Genomic DNA, 18358 nt, shown 5'->3' with positions numbered 1-18358 from the left:
TTTAAACAATGAACACCTCCATGTGCTTCAAATAACTAGCCAGCGAATCTTCCTGTTGGACTTGCGCGCCGCCGGCGACGGCGAGGGCCAGTTGCTGAATGTCAGCCGCCTCGAAAAAGCGGCTGAGCGGTAGTTCCACGCCTAGCGCGGCCTTGATGCGGAGCACAATTTGGATCGCCAGTAGGGAATGCCCCCCTAGCGCGAAAAAGTTGTCTTGCACGCCGACTTGGTCCAGATCCAACACATCCCGCCATATCTCGGACAAGGTCGCTTCGACGGCGTTGCCGGGCGCGACGTAATGGGTCCGAGCGGACAGATCGACCGGCCTATCCTCCAGAACCTTGCGATTGATCTTGCCGTTGCTGGTTAACGGCATTTCCTCCAACTCGACCCAGGCGGCCGGCACCATGTAATCGGGCAAGCGCTCGCGTAAAAATCGGCTCAACTCGGTTGCGTCAATTGCCTGACCGAGCTGGTAGAACGCGACCAATTGTTTGCCACCGGCATGTTCTTGGGCAAGAACGACCGCGTTGCGGACACTCGGATTACTCAGCAAGGCATTTTCGATTTCGCCGATTTCCACCCGAAACCCGCGAATCTTGACCTGATGGTCGCGGCGGCCGATGAAGGCCAGGTTGCCGCCGTCCAGCCAGCGCACCAGATCGCCGGTTTTATACAGCTTGCCGGCACCGAACGGGTTGGCGATGAACTTCTCGGCGGTCAGTTCCGGTTGGTTGAGATAGCCGCGAGCGACGCCGGCGCCGGCGACGTGCAGTTCGCCGGGCACGCCGATCGGCACCGGTTTGAGTTCGCTGTCCAGCACGTAGACCTGGGTGTTGGCCAACGGTTTGCCGAGCGGTATCGCTTGGTCGGCATTTTGGGCCGGATCTATCGGGTGCAGTAGCGAGATCACCGTGGTTTCGGTCGGACCGTAGGTGTTGATCACCGCGATGTTCGGGTTGCGTTGCCGCCAGGCCCGATATTTTTGCGCCTCGGCCTTTTCGCCGCCGATCACGACCCGGCTCAATGCGGTGTGGCTAAAGTCTTGGTCCACCAGCGTATGCCAGTAGGCGGTGGGCAGGTTGATCAGACTGACCCGGTGGCGTTCCAGCAGGCTTTTCAGATACGCCACGTCGGTGAAGCGCTCGCCGTCCATCATCACCACCGCGCCGCCGCTGAGCAGGGTCGGGAAGACTTCTTCGACGAAGATGTCGAAGCTGATCGTCGAAAACTGCAGCACCCGGTCGCGGTCGTCGAGAGCATAGGCGGCTATCACCGCCAGATTGTGATTGACGACGTTGCGATGTTCGACCATCACGCCCTTGGGCTGACCGGTGGAACCTGAGGTATAGATGACGTAGGCCAGATGTTCGGGACGCGCGCTGGGGCGCGGTTGCGCGGCGCTTTGGGCGATCAGCGGCCAGTCGCTATCCAACACCAGGGTCTGAATCGCCAAACCGGCGCGGATTTCAGCCAAGCCGTCGGCCAAGCCGGCTTCGGTCAGCAGCATTTGGGCGCCGCTGTCCAGCAGCAAGGCTTTGCTGCGTTCGACGGGGGTATTGGCGTCCAGCGGCAAATAGGCGCCGCCGGCCTTGAGGATGCCCAACAAGCCGACCAGCATCAGCGGCGAGCGGCGCAGACACACCGCCACGACAGTATCCGGCGCCACGCCGCGTTCTTGCAGATAGCTCGCCAGCCGGTCGCTTTGCTCGTGCAACTCCCGGTAGCTGAGTGACCGATCCTCTCCGATCACCGCCAACTGATCGGGGCTTTTCAGGGCTTGGCGAACGAATAGGTCGTGGATGCAAAATTCGCCAAGCGGCGCGGTCTGAGTCGCGTTGAAATCGCTCAACAAGCATTGCTTTTCCGCCGGCGGAACGATTTCGATGCCGCCGATAGCCTGCTCGGGGTCGGTGATTACGCTGGTCAACAACTGCTTGAAGCAAGCCAAATGCCGCGTGATCGTGGCGTCGTCGAACAAACTGCGTTTGTACTTGATATTGATCTGCAGACTCTGCCGGAAATCGTAAATCTCCAGCGTGTAATGATCTTCGGTCTGCTGAAACACCTCGTACAAGGTCGTCACGCCTTGCAACACATCGGCGTTATTCAACAGTTCGTCGAAGAAATTTTGGTAGGTGTAGGACACCGGAAACGGATTTTCTTGCGGGTTGGCCAGATTCAATCCCAAATCCGCCAACAAGCGGGGAAACGGATAGTGCGCATGGTCCAGGCAATCGAAAAATTGTTGGCGGGCTTGTTGGACCCATTGCACGAAGGCCAACTCGGTTTGCATCGTGTAAGGCACCACCATCACATTGATGTAACAACCGATACTCTGCTCGTGCGCCTGCTTGGGCCGTCCTCGCACCGGCGTGGTAACCGTAAGCGCCGACTCCTGAGTGAGCTTGTGCAAAAAAATCTGGAATGTCGCCAGAAACAGCACCGCCAAACTGGTTTTGCAGCGCGTCGCCAATTGTTTGAGAGCCGCCAGCGTCGCGTCGTCCAGCGTATATTTACGACAGCCGATGCCGTCGGCCGACAAACTGGCTTGCGGCATACGATCGTAGGGCAGATTCAAGGTCGCCGCTTGATCGGCCAATAATGCGCGCCACCAACGCCTATCCTCGTCTCCGGCGCTACCGGCCAGATAGCGGCGCTCCCATTCGACGTAGTCCAGAAAAGCCAAGTCCGGGGCTTGGCAAACCAAGGTTTCGCCAGCCAGCAAAGCATGATATTTCCGCCAAAACGACGCAATAAACAACGCGCCCGAGGTACCATCGAAGACGATGTGATGGATCACGAAAAACACGTAAGCGCCGGCATCCGCCGCGTCGATCGCATACAGCCTGACCAATGCCTCCGTGGCTAGATCGAACGGCTGCCTCAACAGCGCCCACAAACAATCATCCAGCATTGCCCCGGACTCGAGGCGAATTTCATGGCAGAGAGGACCGTCATCCGGTGGCCGAATCACTTGCTCGCTATCGCCGGTGTCGCTCCGCTGAATAATCGCCGCCCTAAGCAGCGGATACTCCGCCAACATCGCGGCGAGCGCTTGCTGTAGTTTTTCGACCTCGACGCCGCCAGAGACCTTGAAGGTCAACGGCACGTTAAACGCGATCGACTCCGGGGCGAGTTCGTTGACATACCACAGACCTTTTTGCACTTCGGACAACGGACTGCGAATCTCCGACGCCAAACTCAGCGAGCGCGCGGAGCTGGTGTCATGCGCCACCTTGCGCTTTTGCTGCTGTCGGCGAGCCAACAAATCGAAAAAACCGGCGAAATCGTCTATCCCCAACACCTGGCTGAATTTGATGTCCAAATCCAGAGATTCGTTCAAGCGGCCGACGAACTGCACCACGTCGATGGAATCGAAGCCGTAATCGATCAGGGACAGCGATAAATCGAGCGTGGCCAAGTCCAGCTTAAAAATGTCTTTCACCAGCTTGGCTACGACCGCCAAAGTCGGCGTATCCGGACTCAAGCCATCCAGCGGTTTTACCGTCACCGGCGCTGAATGACCGGCGGCCCGAGCTTGCAACTCGGCATCGGGCCGGTATTCCTCGAGAACAATGTGAGCGTTTACCCCACCGATGGCGTAACTATTCAGGGCCGCGCGTTTCGGCCGGTCGGCTCCCGGCCAAGGACGATTTTCGTGTTGCAGCGTCAAGGCGTGCCCAGCGGGAAAGTCGCTATTGATCGCGTCCAGGCCGGCCACGCCAGGCAGCACTCCGTGCTCGAAGGCTTTCAACACCTTGATGATCGACGCGATACCAGAAGCGGCTTCCGGATGGCCGATACTGGGCTTCACGCTGCTGATATGCCAGCGTTTGGCGGAATCGGCGCCGGCCTGCCGGTAAGCTTGATCGATAGCGCCTAGCTCCAGCGCATCGGCCATCAGGTTGCCGATGCCGTGCGCTTCGACATAGTCGATCGAATCCGAGTCCAGATCGGCACGCGTTAAGCACAAGCGTATCGCTTCCTTAAGACCCTGCGAATTCGGTGCCTCGAACGAATAACCTCGGCCGCCGTGATAAACCGCCGAGCCCCTGACCAAGCCCAGAATCGTGTTGCCGTCCCGCACCGCCTCAGCCAACGGTTTTACGATCAACACCCCGGCCCCTTCGCTGCGCAAATAGCCGTTGGCGGCATCGCCAAAGCTTTTGGTTTGATTGTCCGGACTCAAGATGTCCCGGTACAGACCCTGACGGGAAGCTTCGGTAAATTCGTCGGCACCGATCACGTTGACGCCGCCGACCAGCGCTTGTTGACATTCGCCGGCTCGCAGGCTCTGTATGGCCCGATGTAAGGCAACATATACACTGGTGCAAAACGTGTTGATCGTTTCACTGGGACCTTTCAGGTTCAATTGAAACGAAACCTTGTTGGCGAGCGGAATTTGGTAGGCCACGTCCGGTGTCGGCACCGTATCCCGGCTGCCGATGTAAACAGCAGTCGTACTTTTTATCAGCGCGGACAGATCAAGCCGATAGTCATGCAACGCGTCTTCGATGCATTGATAAAGTAACTGCTCCTGACGCGGTAAAGCCGCGAAGTCGGCCCGCGACATCTTCACGCATTCCAGGGCCTGCAATCTGCCCGGATCGACCCGAGCATAGGTCAATTCCGACTTTCCCGGATGGCTGGCGACGTGCAACGGCGAACCTGAAATGACTTTCCGCCACAACGCGGCGGCATTCTCGGCTTCCGGAAATATGCCGGCCATGCCTATCACGGCGATAGCGAACGGATCGAGCTCGGGACCCTGCCCCTTCACGGCTGTCGGGATTGATTCCAAGGGATCGTCAACCGACGAAACGTCGCCGAAGGACAAGACCTCATCCAGCAAATACCGCGTGAGCAAATCCAAACTGGGATAATCGAACAGCACCGTCGACCTCAAAGCGCACTGCAAGCGCTTTTCAAGCTCTACCTTGAAGTCGACCGCCTGCATCGAATCCGCGCCCAAGGCTGCGAAATTCTGATCGTCGGCCACCTCGTTGGGGCTGTCCAACTCCAGAAACTCAACCAACAAATCGCGAATGAAGTCGGTCAATAGGGCTTGGCGCGAACCGGAACCCGCGACGGCGAGCCGATCTAAAACGCTGCTGGCGTCGATGAACTCGTCGCGCGTTCGCGGAAACTGTATATCCGTCCCCATGATATATAAGTAAATAATTTAAGAATGATCGAAAATTAGCGCGAAAACAGCTAAAAAACCCGAATTAAAGATGACCGCCACATTGGCGCGTCTTGGCAAAATACGAAGCAGCTTGAAACGCGGGCGTGCGGACGGTTATCTGTTCACCAGGCGCCGGAAATTAATCGCTCAACCCATGCCAAGTCCGGCAAAAATAAACAGCAAATAACTAGCCATATCCGATACCGTTTTAATTTGAATTCCATGCCGGAAGCTATTCATACCCCAACATCAAAATCGCGACAGTCCCAACCCGGATAGCAAGCCTTTGCCGATACACCATTGCTCGCGTTAATTCCGCCGGCTTTCAATGTTTCGAAGCACCTTTAGCTATAGTCAGAAAATGCCGGAGCTCACGCTATTAAGGACCGGGACGCAATATAGCCAGCATCACTTCACCCTTGGATTTACCGACCTCGTCATCGTGAAAATGACAAAATGTTTTCAGAAACACACAGCGGGACGTTTTTTTTACGGTATGAATACCGAATGTGCCGTAGAAGTGCTTCGCGTTAATCAGACTTTGAAAACCGGAATTAAGATTGGCAATCAAGAAATTCGAAAGCTGTTTTTCAAAAAACAAATCGGGATCGTAGTCGCCCAACTCCGGAATTAATCCATTTTTTATGCAATAACCCAAATGAACGTAAGCAATCTGGTTGTAGCAGATATTATATTCTACGGCATTGAAATGCCCGGTATCGTCGATGTAACAAGACTCCGGAATTGAAAACTCGCCATTCATCAGCATACCCTGAATACCCAAGTCTTCCTGCTGTTGAAAATACGCCTTTTTTAAGTACCGACAACTCTCCCGATAAGGCGTCAACACCGTTTTTACAAACGAAGCGTCAATATCCGTTAAACTGAGCGCTTCCCGCTCCGGCAATTCCAAAATAGAAGTCATTAGTTAATTCCCACATAAAAAGGCAAGTCGTCGTAAATCCCGATTCTGTAACTTTTGCTTTTCTCTCCGGGTTGTATGGATGACGCTTTGTGTACCAGGGGTCGGTTATCCCAGATAATCAGATCGCCCTCTTCCCAATAATGCGTGTGAATATGTTCCGGTTTTTCCGCAAAGTCGAATAAGGCCTGCATCACCCGTTCATTTTCTTCGTAACTCAGACCGGCCAGCTTGGTGGTAAAGCCGCTACTGATATATAGGATTTTCTCGCCCGTGACCGGATGTTGGATTACGGCCGGATGGTTAACCGGCGGGACTTCGTTGTGAATACGATCGAGCAATTCGGCAAGCGATTTGTCGATATCCGACGCTTGAACCTTATAGCGCATTTTACCTTCATGAACCGCGGTAGCCGTTTCGACGTAAGACCTGAGTTCATCCGGCAGTTTTCTGTAAACCGCCGCCATATCGATGTAAGAGGTTTCTCTCGCCGATTTGGGAAAAACCAACGGATAAATCGAAGTAAACGACAATGGATGCTTTTCGAAAGCGCAATCGGTGTGCCAATACCGCCCCGTGCCGGAAACGCCCAGTTTTTTGCCGTCCGCTTCGATCACATTCGACGAAACGAATACTTCCGGGTGATCAGGATGATGGTATTGAGGCTGGAAATACACTTGCGGACGACCGAGTTTCCGAGTGAATGCAACATATCTTTCGGCATTCAGCTCCTGACCGCGCAAGACCACCAATTTATTTTTATATATTAATTGTCTAATCAGCGCCAGTTCCGGCGCGTTTTCGGACAAACTATTGACATCCAAGCCAATAATTTCCGCACCGATTTTACCCTGTTTCGCTTCGTTAATTTCCAATCCCTTACTCTTAGTAATCATGCGCTACCCTTAATAATAGTAATGTTAATAGAACAAGTTTCGACCAAACTAACCGTATCGAATGTTAATTGCCGATACCCACGTAAAACGGCAAGTCATCGTAAATACCGACCCGATACATTTTGCTGGTTTCTCCCGGCTTGACGCCGGATGCCTTGTGTATAACCGAGCGGTTATCCCATATAATCAAATCGCCTTCTTCCCAATAGTGAGTATGCACGTGTTCGGGACGTTCGATAAAATCAAATAGCGCCGTCAACGCGCGCTGATTTTCCTCGTGAGTCAATCCTGCGATTTTTGTCGTAAAGCCGCTACTGATGTAAAGCGAAAACTCACCGGTTACCGGGTGCTGAATAACGGCGGGATGCTCGACCGGCGGCACCTCGCTATTAATCCTATCGAGAAGCTCGGCCAGCGATTTATCGATATCGGACGCTTGAACTTTGTATCGTAATTGCCCCGCATGGATATAGATTTTATCGTCGACATACTGTCTTAAATCCGTAGGCAGATTTTCCAATACCGTTACCATATCGATGTAAGAGGTTTCCCTAGACATTTTCGGGAAAATCAAGGGATAAACCGAGGTAAACGACAAGGGGTTCTTTTCGAACGCGCAGTCGGTATGCCAATATTTTCCGGTACCGGAAACGCCGATTTTGTTACCGTTTTGGTCCGGCACATTCGAAGAAACAAATATCTCGGGATGATCCGGATGATGATATTGCGGCTGAAAATAGACTTGCGGCCGCCCAAGTTTACGGGCGAATGCAACGTATTTTTGTTCATCCAATTCCTGATCGCGCAGTACAACCAGTTTATTCTTGTAGATCAAGCTACGAATCATGCCCAGTTCCGGCGCGTCATCCGCCAACCCATTGATATCCAGGCCACGGATTTCGGCGCCTATTTTTCCGGATTTTGATTCGATCACTTCCATTTCCAAGGTCTCAACGCTCATACATACTCTCCTCTAACCAAAGGTGAAGGTTTTATAAATTTCCCGGCGGATAACAGCTCATAAAATGCTCCGCCAATACGCTTTAACGAAACCCGGTCGCGGCGAAAATCCGCCTCGCGCTAATTGACTTGCCGAACTTGGCCAGCCCAATAAGGCATTCTTAATTCTCGTTTTAATATTTTGCCGCTCGGGTTCCGAGGCAGCTTTTCGAGAAAATCGATCGACTTTGGCGCCTTGAAGTCGGCGATTCGATTTCGGGTAAAGTTAATCAGTTCGCGCGCCTTAATCGCTTGGCCGGGCCGCAATACGACAAACGCCTTGACGACCTCGCCCCAACGCTCGTCTGGTATACCGATGACCGCTGCTTCGGCGACAGCTTCGTGCTCGCACAGCGCCGCTTCTATTTCGGCGGGATAAATGTTTTCGCCGCCGTAAATAATCATGTCCTTGATCCTGTCGCAGATATACAAATAGCCTTCCTCGTCGACGTAACCGGCGTCTCCGGTTCTAATCCATCCGCCTTCGGACAGGCACTCCCGGGTTGCCTCGTCGTTGTTCCAATAACCAATCATGTTAGCGGGCGACTTAATCGAGATTTCGCCGACCGCATTAGCCGGCAAGGCATTTCCTGATATATCCGATACGCGTATTTCCACACCGGGCAAAGGTCTGCCCGCGGATTCTTGACGTTTTGGATGTGCCGGCGAGTGATCTTCGGGGCGCAGGCAAACCGCCATATTGCCGGTTTCGGTCATACCGTAGATTTGGAAAAATCCGCAGTTGAAACGCTGCATCGCCTTTTGCAGCAACGCAGGCGCGATGGGCGATCCACCGTATAAAAAACCCCGTACCGACGATAAATCGGTGGTTTCGCAAGAAGGTTCCGCCAAAGTGGTTTGAATCATCGCGGGTACCATCGGCACTTTGCTAATCCGGTGACGTTCGATCAGTTCCAACACCTTCCAAGCAATAAACGTATCGATAATGAAACCTTGCGCGCCGGCGATGAAGCCCTGAATCGCCCACCAAATTCCGCCCATGTGAAATTGCGGCAGCGAAATCAGCAATTTGTCGTCCGGATTCAAGTTCATCCAATGATCGCCTTGCTCGCGCATTCCCTGCATCAATCTAAAGAACGAATAATTCGGCAGTTGCACGCCTTTTGGATGGCCGGTAGTGCCGCTGGTATACATTTGCACAACGACTTCATCCGGCGAATAAGTCAGACCGACGCCATTCGGCGAAAATTGATCCCGCCAATTTTGGAAACCCGAATAATCCTCGAATTCGCCATCCAATACGATAATCTTGCGCAAACTCGGCAATTCGCTTTTAACGGCCTCGATTCTTTCTAAGAACTCCCTAGAGACAAACAAAATCTCGGCGTTGCCGTGCTGCAGAATGTAATGAATTTCCTGCGGCGTCAGCCGCCAGTTAATTCCGATTAAAACCGCTCTGGATTTTGCGCAACCGAACAGCACTTCGTAGCTATTAATACTGTCCTTGCTCAATATCGCAACGCGCGCCCCAGGCTCTATCCCGACAGCTAACAGCCCCGCCGCTACTTGATTAGCCCGTTGATCGAATTCGCGAAACGTCAAACTCTGCTCTTCGAATACGAAGGCAATTGAATTCCCCTGGTATTGCGCTTGCCATGTAGAGATTTCGGCGAGAGTTTGAGGCGACGTTAAGATCATGGTTATCTATGCAGCAATAAGATTGCTTCAACTAAATGCAACAAACGCGCCACTTAGAAAAACAAGAAACAACCGAGCCATCATCAAAAATATAACCAATTGAAAATTAGTGTATTTTTTTAAATAAAGACTACCAAAAACCCCTATGTTCGCCTAGCAAAACCGTAAAATGGGTTTGCTGAAATGCTTTGCGAATCGACTAGTAAAAAAAGTAAGTGATTTCACCTGTTTTTATTGCGTTAAAACACATAGCTTAAGAAACCTCGCCGAGCGTTTGAGCCCTTCAACCTACCGCCTTATTCAACGCGACTCTCACAAAACCAGGATAATCGACGAATTGCGTCGCGGTCTGGCACCGCACCCAATCGCGATGAGACACTGATGCGCCGCGTTTTGTAGTCAACGCCTATCGGACGACAACACAGAGTGAACTGCCCCGGGAATTTCGAAGGCCCATTGATGTGAGTCATACCGGCTTAACTAACTCGGAAAGGTGTTGCCGGAGAAGAGGTAAATGACCAACCGAAAAGAGATGGACGAAACATACGCCGCCAGCCGTTGCAGCTGCGGCGCTTTGTCAGTGGGTGAAGCTGATTATTGGCAGGCGAGTCTTTTGTTAATCGTCATCCTTCCGGAGGAAAACTCCCGCCATTTGTTCCGCTCTTTGCAAAAGAGGGCTGGAGAGATTTTCCAAATATATCCCCTTCGATCCTCATTTTGAAAAGGCGGAAGAACCTCAATAAACGATATTGGGCAAACCCAATTCGCATTTTGGCGTTTTCAGCGCCTGACCGGACTGGATATCAAACCCGTTAATTGAAACCAAAGCCGCCCGTAGGCGCCTGGTAAGACTCGCTAGCCAGATGTTCCTGGTAAATTTGTCGCGCCTGATCGTCCAACGGAAAACGTTCCAGCGCCCGCTGCGCGACGGCTTTCACCGCCGGGTCTTCATCCGGATTTTGCAAGGTTGCCAGCAACGGCTCGCGCACGCTGTCGTAAGCAAACTCGCCATTGCCCATCGCGGCAATCACCCAACGTCTGACCTCGGGATCGGCATCGTTGACCCCTTCGGCGAAAATCCGCTGGGCATCCTGATCGCTACCCGCCAGCTTGGACAGCACTTGCAGGCCGTTCAGCCGCAGTTGCGGATCGCTGTTGCCGACAAACGGATAAACCGCCTTAACGATCTCTTGTTGCTCGGCCGGCGAAGCACCTCCACTTTGCTTAACCAAATTAGCCATGGCCGCCACCGCTAATTCCGAATTTGCCGCCCCGTCTCCGCGTAATACATCCAGCAGACCGGCGCGGGTCGGAGCATCGTAACTGGCCGTCGCGCCCAACAATTGCAGGGCATCCAGCCGTTGCTCCTCGGAACCTTTCCGCAATAACTGGACGGCCGCCGCTTTAAGCTTCGACATGCCCACGGCGGCACCGGAGGTCGCCAAGGCCAAACTCAGGGTTTTGCCCAACGGCGTGCCGCTGAACTTCATAATGTGCGCCAACACTTGCTGCCGGGCGGCGGGGTCGGATTGGATCTGGGCCATGATCAGTTGAAATTCCTCGCCGTCCCGCAGCACTTCGTAGCTTAGCCCTTGCCCAGCCTTGTCTTCCAATGCCACCAGCAACTGGCTTGTACTTTGAGTGTCGGCAACCTCGTCGGTGGAGGTGTCGTCGGAAAAATCCAGCCAGGCTTGCTCGTCGGTAAAGGTCCGGATTTTAGGCCCAAGCGGGTTAACATCCAGCAATTGGCTCAGCGGAGCAGTCGCCGAACCGGCCGGTTGCCCAGTCTGCGATTCAGGCCGATCAAACCCGGCCCCCTTGAGCACATAAATCGACAAACACGCCACCAGGAAAACCGGAACAAAAAAAACACTGAATTTCCGCATGTCTAGTTTTAACTCCATCAAAGAACTCAACCCAAGCCAGATTGCCCGCGCCCTAGCGGGCAGCAAGCACCCCGCATCAATTTATTGTGTTCCCAGCTCCAGTGTGGGAACACAAAACAGACGCTCCTGCGTACCAAGCCGCACCACTAGAGAGGTAGGGGATGCATTCCCACGCAGGTGCGTGGGAACGATAAAATCTATTCGACCCCGCCGAAAGAGTTCCCTGGCGGTTACCAACGAAGGCGATGGGAGCCTTAGCCACCCATCGCCCACCACGCTTTCAACGGTCGATATTGATAGCTTACTTCGATGGCGCGCTTATGATTGCTTACGACTCAGCCTATAGGGTGTGCCGCGCGTCGTTCAGCACGTCCCACGGCTTTGACGCTTAGCCGGCGCGGCCCCGCCTCTTAAGGCCTAGCAGCCCCAGCAAGCCGGTACCGAACAGCCAGACCGCTCCCGGCACCGGGACCGCCGGCGTAGAGGTAACATCGGGGTTGATGGAAAGGTGACCCAGAACCAAATTGACTTCTGGATCCCCAAGTTGAAAAAAGCTGGCCCACGAACTGTCCCCCCAAATGTAATCAGATTCCAGGGTCAGCATGCCTTGGGCATTAACGCCAAACACAGGGTTCAATAGCTGGAATGCCGTATATTTGGCTGTTTCCGCATGGCCGCTGGCACCTATATACCATCTATTAGTATCACCGCTTTGATATTCTCGAATATCAATACCCCGCAGCCAGAGCGTACCGCCAGGCGCAGCAAAGTCGCTGGCAAAGCGCAAGGAACCGCCCAAGCTAATGTAATGGACAAAATCCGGAAAGTCGGGATCGCTATAACCCATGCCGTCGGCCATCAACGGCCCGTACGAACCCGGCGCATACCCTGCCCCCCAACCAGGATCCAACCCCGGCGAATCGGCCGATTCCACCGGCATCGCCCAGCCGCCAACCGGCTGCTCGAGTGGCACTCGCTGCGCTGGGTCGTCAATCCGCCAAGCCGCGATAGCTTCCGGCGTGGACTGGCCACGCTGAATAGATCGATCCGAGGCGGTTATCGAATTGGGAATTTCGGACGGCACCTCGTTGCCAACGAACAATTGCGGATAAAAGAAGCGGTTGCCGTAGGTGTTGGAGGTGGGCTCCATGGCACCATTATTTAACGGAATACCGTGTATATCGCTTCGAAACCACTCGCTTTTCATCGTCGCCCAGACCTGCTGGTCATAAGTCAAGTAAGCCATACCGCCGATAGTGCCGTTCAAGGTGCTGGCGTCAGCGGGCGCGGATAGAATCATCAACGCGGCCAGGTTGACGGAAAGCAGGGTTATTTTCTTAACGTTAGGTAATTGTTTTTTCATGCGGTTCTTCCTGAATATCAAATTTTTTTATCTTTACTGTTACCGGAAAACCATCAGGGGCGGCGAAAGGCTTTCCCTGATGCTTATCAACGAAGGCGAAGGTAGCCTTAGTCACCCATCGCCGCCCACGCTTTCAATGGTTAATATTGATGGGTTACTTCGATGGTGCCTATGATGGCTTGCGACTCAGAGCCTGTTGGCGCCGGCGAACCATACACAGCCGGAGTGCCGGATTTTGTCGAGGTTGGAGTGGTGTAAGTACCGCTACCGGTCAACATGGTCATGTTATTGACTGAATCGGCCGTATATTGCCACCAATTGGCACCATTGGCCGGCGCTACATTGATACCGTAGAAGTCATCGCAAACCGTTCCTGTCTTCGTCCCTTTAAAGCATCTTCCCCAATCGGTTCCATCGGTATCAGTGCTGGAATTGGCAAAGCGCAAATTGGCTTTCAACGTCAAGGTGGTTCCGGACAGCGAGGTATAGACTTCGGTCAGTTTGAAAAGAGTATTACCCGTCAAATACTCTTTCAACACCCAAGTGCCGTTGCCCCCCCCGTATTGCCCGTATTCTCCAGGGAAAGCTTACCCCATCTGAGCGATAACGCAGGGTTTTGAAATGCGCTACGCACCTTCAACACCCCTGCTAAACCGATTATGCCCGTTGAAGCGTTATTCCATGTAGAGACTTTATTTCCGGTTTGAAACGTAGTGGTGTAATTGGGTGTCGCCGAGGTCGCACAGACCACAGGCAAAGTCTGAGCATTGTAGGTCGTCGTGCCCGCAACCACCGCAGCTCCGCCGGTACCGGTGCTCGGTGTGGCATTATTCAGAGTGGAGTAGCTGAAAGCATTATCGGCAAGAAATGCATTGAGATAGATAAAACGTTTACCGTAATCCACCCCTCCCCAAAGCGCCTGCCCCGTATCCGAGTCCGCAGACGGTAGCGTCAGGCCACCGGCCCTGCCCCCACCCGCCATCGTCGCTAAAGCGGTTTTATGCAAGGTGAGCGTGGCGTTATTACCCGTCGTACACGCCGCATTCGCCTCCATCGCCGTCAACGCACTGGATAGCGCGGTTAAAGCGAATATTCCTACTTTGATTTTATTGCTTTTTTTCATTTATAACTCCCGGTTTTGAATAACCTGCTCGCTTGCGCGCGGATTATCAAAATAATTTAAACAGCTTTAAATAAAATCAGCATTAATCGGCATTTTAAAGACAGAACCCTTAATCGTTCAAAAAACACCTCTAACACTCTCTTTGGCTTTTTTCGAGCCGGGCGCATCTTCAAGCGAGAATAAACAATTCGCAATGAGACAAATTGTCGCAGGACAAATTATCTCAGCCATAATATCGATACTGTGTTAAATAACTATTTTATATACCGCAATTTCGGTCGATTTTACGGCATATGCCGCAATTACCAATGACAGGCGAATTTTTGATTATGAAAATATTTTTTACCCCCAACAACTTCTGAAACAAGCTAACGCCAAAAACGATGCCCTGGCGGATGAATCGTGATCGTCTCTTCGACCCGATTCTGCTGGAATAGTCGAATTGTAGACAACCGGCCTCAACTGGTTAACGCAGCTTAAGAGCTAATGTTTATTATTCAATGACGACTTTTCAGACTTGAGGAAGGCGGCGATTTATTTAAATTGAAATCAATACTTACCGCTTTACTGAATGATATTAATAACAGGACGCCAAACTCGGAAATCAGCAAAAACGAGTGAAGCGTTAAACCGTTTAATACAATAAAACACCCATTTACATTAGCAGCGTTTTAACTATTAATACTGAGTTTTATATCACCATTCCTGGAATAACACCATTCCCTATATTTCAAGGAAATGGCCTTTTTGATAATGGTAGTGGCATCAAGAAAAGACGCGCATGCAGCCAAGGCCGTTAATTGAAGCCAAACCCGCCCGTAGGCGCCTGGTAAGATTCGCTAGCCAAATGTTCCTGGTAAATTTGTTGCGCCTGTTCGTCCAAGGGAAAACGTTCCAGCGCCCGCTGCGCGACGGCTTTCACCGCCGGGTCCTCATCCGGATTTTGCAACGTTGCCAGCAACGGCTCGCGCACGCTGTCGTAAGCAAACTCGCCATTGCCCATCGCGGCAATCACCCAACGCCTGACATTGGGGTCCGCATCGTTCGCCGCGTTGGCGAAGACCTGGATGGCGTCCTGATCATCGCCAACCCATTGCGAAAGCGCTTGCAAACTGCTCAACCGCACTTGCGGGTCGTCGCTGCCGATAAACGGATAAACCGCTTTAACGATCTCTTGTTGCTCGGTTTTCGATGCCGGTGTTTGCAGGTTTAAATTAGCCATTGCCGCTATCGCCAACTCCGGGTCGGTCGTAGCGTCCCGCCGCAACACATCCAGCACGGTAGCGCGCGTTTTGGAATCATAACTCACTGTCTGCCCCAGCATTCTCAACGCATCAAAGCGCTGCTCCGCCGAACCGTTTTGTAATAATTTAACGGCGGTCGCCTTGAGTTCCGGCATATCGTTAGCCGCGCCAACCATTCCCAAGGTTTGGCTTAACGCCTTGCCCAAAGGCGTACCGCTGGCTTTGATAAACTGTTCTAACACCTGGCCGCGAGCCGCGGAATCCGATTGTAGCCGAGAGGATAACTGTTGCAGTTCTTTGCCGCTAAGTAAGTCCTCGTAGCTAAGACCGCGAGCGGCTTGCTCTTCCAATACCGCCAGCAACTCGCTCGTATCCGGGACTTTTCCGGCACCATCGGCATCGGGTTCGGCACTATCGGAAAATAAGTCGGTCAATTCGGATAGCGCCTGCTCGCTTGGCAATGCCAGGCTTTTAGGCCCAAGCCGGACAATCCTGTCCAATGGGCTGAACTGTCCTATGCTCGGCTTTACCGACTGCGCTGGTTGCGGATTGGGCCGATCGAACCCGCTACCGCCAAGCCAATAAATCGACAAACACGCCACCAGGAAAACCGGGAGGAAAAAAATGTTGAATCGTCGCATGTCTGGTATTAACTCCAACAAAGAATACTAACGGTTATCCTCGCCCAAAACCCGTCGAATCATCCCGTATAGCCGCGCCGCTTGACTCCGATCAAACCCAGCAGCGCGCTGCCGAACAGCCAAACCGCCGAAGGCAATGGCACCGGCGCGGTTGACGCAGCGGGATTGAACGAAATATGGCCCAGCACTTTTGAATCGATTTCGGGATTACCGACAAATTGCAGGAAAGTACTCCAAGCGGAATCGCCCCATTTGTAGTCCGCTTCCAGCGTCATCAGTCCTAATTCATTAACGCCGAATACCGGATTGATGAGTTCGAAAATAGAGCCTGACGACAGTGCGTAGGCATTGCTGCCTATGTACCACTTCGGCTCTCCGGTCGCCCAGCTGTCCAAGCGCACATCCAATCCGGCAAACCAGATGGAGCCACCTGGGGAGATGAAATCGCTGGCAACCCGCATGGAGCCGCCTAGGCTGATCGAAAGTGTAGGCGAAGCACCAGGTTCAGGGTTGTAGTTACTGGGGTTGTAACCGCTCCCCCAGCCTTCGGGCATACTTGACACGTAATCTAAGCTATCCAGCCCCTGCTTGAACGAATCTATCGGCATCGCCCAGCCCCCAACCGGCTGAGCGGTCGGGACGCGCTGCGCTGGGTCGAAAAGCCGCCACTGCGCAACCGCTTCGGGATCGGCCGTGCCGTCGGCGATTTTTTTGTCCGACGCCAGCATGGATAGCTTTATGCTTGCTGACTCGTCGTGATAGCGAAACAACTGCGGATATAGGAAGCGGTTTCCGAAAGTATCTGAAGTTTGTTCCAAATGACCGCCCGGTTCCGCCTCGCTGACGCCGATGGGCAGCCCTTTCATATCCAGGCGGGGCGACAAGGCTTTCATCGTCGCCCAGGCCGCTTGATCGTAGGTCAGATAGGCGGTGCCGTCGACGATACCGGAGAAGGCAATATCCGCGCTGGCGGAGATGCTTAGGGTTGCCAGTGCGACGAAGGTAATGGCATTTAGGGTGTGCTTGTTTGTAGTTTCCATGATTGCGACTGCTTAGCTTGTGAGTTTAATAAGTTCGATGCTGGCGATGAAATCGCCCGAGTAGACAGGCATGTTTACCCAGGCGATTGATTGGCAAACGAACGATCCGGGTGGATGACCATGCCCGGATCGCCGAAGCAAACCGCCTAGATTAATACTTGGTGGTCACTTCAATTCTTCCCACCAAGGCCTGGGCTTCCGTTCCGGTTGGCAACGTCGTGCCGTTCCAATATCTCGCCGGGCTTACGCCGGTATTCAATACGCCAGTGGAAGTAGGCGTAATGGTGCCGGTTCCGGCTCCCATCAATAAGATGTTATAAGAAGTATCCAAGCCCAAACCTATCCACCAACCGGCACCTGTGCCACCGCCGGGTGACAAGCAAACGGCATTTCCTCCGGCAAAGCCGCCATAGCACTTGCCCCAGCCTGTCGCGTTGGCCGCGGCCCCACCGTTGGCGAAGCGCAGATTAGCCTTCAAGGTCAGCGTGCAAGCGCCGGTACCGGCCACGCATCCCGCCGGAGACTTAGACTCATAGACTTCGGTTAGTTTGAGAAAGCTCTCGCCGTAAATGCCTTCCCATAGCTCCCATCCGCTGCCTGCCGTGTTGTTGTATCTCAAATTCAGTTTCCCGAAGCGATTCGACAAGGTCGGGTTTTGAAAGGAGCTACGCAATTTAAACAATCCGGCCAAACCAAGCTTGCCCGACGTGCCGTTGTAGGTGGATACGACATTGCCTGTTTGGTAACCTGGAGTGCCGGTTGTACATACGACAGGCAGGGTTTTAGTACCGGAGTCAGGAGTCACGGTCGTGTAATTGGTGGGGTAGGTATTAGAGACGCCAGTCGCGTAGGAAAATGCGCTATCGGCATAGAACTTATTGAGGTAGATGAAACGGTCGCCGTAGTCGTTAGTCCCCGCGTTCCATGGCCGGGTTGGTACGTCCGAGTCGGAAGGCGTTTCAAGCGTGCCTCCGGCGGGGACTCGCCTAGACGCATCGCCTTGCATCGTGGCTAATACCGCTTGATTTAGCGTGATCGTCGCGGCGTTCGTGGAGCCATTCGTACATATCGCCGCATTCGCCTCCATCGCCGTCAATGCACTGGATAGCGCGGTTAAAGCGAATATTCCTACTTTGATTTTATTGCTTTTTTTCATTTATAACTCCTGGTTTTGAATAACCTGCTCGCTTGCGCGCGGATTATCAAAAATAATTTAAACAGCTTTAAATAAAATCAGCATTAATCGGCATTTTAAAGACAGAACCCTTAATCGTTCAAAAAACACCTCTAACACTCTCTTTGGCTTTTTTCGAGCCGGGCGCATCTTCAAGCGAGAATAAACAATTCGCAATGAGACAAATTGTCGCGCGGCGATTTGTCGCATACCGACTAAAAAT

At 52.9% G+C, this 18358-nt stretch carries 13 protein-coding genes; 1 reads left to right on the top strand and 12 read right to left on the bottom strand.

Features of this window, described 5'->3' with window-relative positions; all coding sequences use genetic code 11:
* Position 1: 1 nt before the first annotated feature.
* From ACQE3D_RS04720 to ACQE3D_RS04700, 5 genes are all read right to left on the bottom strand, one after another.
* The gene (locus ACQE3D_RS04720; RefSeq protein ID WP_313728931.1) at positions 2-5167 is read right to left on the bottom strand and encodes a non-ribosomal peptide synthetase; all 5166 of its coding nucleotides are present in this window, start codon (positions 5165-5167) and stop codon (positions 2-4) included.
* Positions 5168-5567: 400 nt separating this feature from the next.
* Positions 5568-6113 (bottom strand): FcoT family thioesterase, encoded by a 546-nt coding sequence (locus tag ACQE3D_RS04715; protein WP_071155185.1) that lies wholly within the window; start codon positions 6111-6113, stop codon positions 5568-5570.
* Positions 6113-7006 carry a TauD/TfdA dioxygenase family protein gene (locus ACQE3D_RS04710; RefSeq protein WP_313728932.1) on the bottom strand — a complete coding sequence of 298 codons (894 nt, stop codon included), beginning with the start codon at positions 7004-7006 and terminating at the stop codon, positions 6113-6115. Before ACQE3D_RS04710 ends, ACQE3D_RS04715 begins: the two co-directional genes overlap by 1 nt.
* A gap of 64 nt (positions 7007-7070) precedes the next feature.
* On the bottom strand, positions 7071-7967 hold the full coding sequence (locus tag ACQE3D_RS04705) for a TauD/TfdA dioxygenase family protein (protein ID WP_217631657.1): 897 nt from the start codon (positions 7965-7967) through the stop codon (positions 7071-7073).
* A gap of 119 nt (positions 7968-8086) precedes the next feature.
* Entirely contained in the window at positions 8087-9664 is a 1578-nt protein-coding gene (locus ACQE3D_RS04700) for a fatty acid--CoA ligase (RefSeq protein ID WP_313728933.1), read from the bottom strand.
* A 514-nt stretch (positions 9665-10178) separates the two neighbouring features.
* Here ACQE3D_RS04700 and ACQE3D_RS04695 point away from each other — a divergent pair.
* Positions 10179-10385, top strand: a complete 207-nt coding sequence (locus ACQE3D_RS04695; RefSeq protein ID WP_313728934.1) for a hypothetical protein — start codon at positions 10179-10181, stop codon at positions 10383-10385.
* A gap of 91 nt (positions 10386-10476) precedes the next feature.
* Here ACQE3D_RS04695 and ACQE3D_RS04690 read toward each other — a convergent pair whose 3' ends face one another.
* From ACQE3D_RS04690 to ACQE3D_RS04660, 7 genes are all read right to left on the bottom strand, one after another.
* Positions 10477-11550 carry a HEAT repeat domain-containing protein gene (locus tag ACQE3D_RS04690; protein ID WP_197471732.1) on the bottom strand — a complete coding sequence of 358 codons (1074 nt, stop codon included), beginning with the start codon at positions 11548-11550 and terminating at the stop codon, positions 10477-10479.
* A 388-nt stretch (positions 11551-11938) separates the two neighbouring features.
* Positions 11939-12913, bottom strand: a complete 975-nt coding sequence (locus ACQE3D_RS04685) for a hypothetical protein (RefSeq protein WP_064026125.1) — start codon at positions 12911-12913, stop codon at positions 11939-11941.
* Positions 12914-13053: 140 nt separating this feature from the next.
* Entirely contained in the window at positions 13054-13449 is a 396-nt protein-coding gene (locus tag ACQE3D_RS04680) for a hypothetical protein (RefSeq protein WP_313728935.1), read from the bottom strand.
* Positions 13446-14036, bottom strand: a complete 591-nt coding sequence (locus tag ACQE3D_RS04675) for a hypothetical protein (RefSeq protein WP_313728936.1) — start codon at positions 14034-14036, stop codon at positions 13446-13448. Before ACQE3D_RS04675 ends, ACQE3D_RS04680 begins: the two co-directional genes overlap by 4 nt.
* Positions 14037-14832: 796 nt before the next feature.
* Positions 14833-15780, bottom strand: a complete 948-nt coding sequence (locus tag ACQE3D_RS04670) for a HEAT repeat domain-containing protein (protein WP_427551413.1) — start codon at positions 15778-15780, stop codon at positions 14833-14835.
* A gap of 200 nt (positions 15781-15980) precedes the next feature.
* The gene (locus ACQE3D_RS04665; RefSeq protein WP_313728938.1) at positions 15981-16961 is read right to left on the bottom strand and encodes a hypothetical protein; all 981 of its coding nucleotides are present in this window, start codon (positions 16959-16961) and stop codon (positions 15981-15983) included.
* 151 nt (positions 16962-17112) lie between these two features.
* The gene (locus ACQE3D_RS04660; protein ID WP_313728939.1) at positions 17113-18117 is read right to left on the bottom strand and encodes a hypothetical protein; all 1005 of its coding nucleotides are present in this window, start codon (positions 18115-18117) and stop codon (positions 17113-17115) included.
* Between the last annotated feature and the right edge of the window lie 241 nt (positions 18118-18358).

This window comes from Methylomonas sp. MS20, assembly GCF_050275925.1.
Taxonomy (GTDB): domain Bacteria; phylum Pseudomonadota; class Gammaproteobacteria; order Methylococcales; family Methylomonadaceae; genus Methylomonas; species Methylomonas koyamae_A.
The sequence above is the reverse complement of the archived record's forward strand: the minus strand, read 5'-3'. Positions and strand labels throughout refer to the sequence as shown.

Bases quoted from the DNA above. Each gene is read 5' to 3' on its own strand.
- ACQE3D_RS04720 (WP_313728931.1), bottom strand. From the start codon at position 5,167: ATGGGGACGGATATACAGTTTCCGCGAACGCGCGACGAGTTCATCGAC.
- ACQE3D_RS04715 (WP_071155185.1), bottom strand. From the start codon at position 6,113: ATGACTTCTATTTTGGAATTGCCGGAGCGGGAAGCGCTCAGTTTAACG.
- ACQE3D_RS04710 (WP_313728932.1), bottom strand. From the start codon at position 7,006: ATGATTACTAAGAGTAAGGGATTGGAAATTAACGAAGCGAAACAGGGT.
- ACQE3D_RS04705 (WP_217631657.1), bottom strand. From the start codon at position 7,967: ATGAGCGTTGAGACCTTGGAAATGGAAGTGATCGAATCAAAATCCGGA.
- ACQE3D_RS04700 (WP_313728933.1), bottom strand. From the start codon at position 9,664: ATGATCTTAACGTCGCCTCAAACTCTCGCCGAAATCTCTACATGGCAA.
- ACQE3D_RS04695 (WP_313728934.1), top strand. From the start codon at position 10,179: ATGACCAACCGAAAAGAGATGGACGAAACATACGCCGCCAGCCGTTGC.
- ACQE3D_RS04690 (WP_197471732.1), bottom strand. From the start codon at position 11,550: ATGCGGAAATTCAGTGTTTTTTTTGTTCCGGTTTTCCTGGTGGCGTGT.
- ACQE3D_RS04685 (WP_064026125.1), bottom strand. From the start codon at position 12,913: ATGAAAAAACAATTACCTAACGTTAAGAAAATAACCCTGCTTTCCGTC.
- ACQE3D_RS04675 (WP_313728936.1), bottom strand. From the start codon at position 14,036: ATGAAAAAAAGCAATAAAATCAAAGTAGGAATATTCGCTTTAACCGCG.
- ACQE3D_RS04665 (WP_313728938.1), bottom strand. From the start codon at position 16,961: ATGGAAACTACAAACAAGCACACCCTAAATGCCATTACCTTCGTCGCA.
- ACQE3D_RS04660 (WP_313728939.1), bottom strand. From the start codon at position 18,117: ATGAAAAAAAGCAATAAAATCAAAGTAGGAATATTCGCTTTAACCGCG.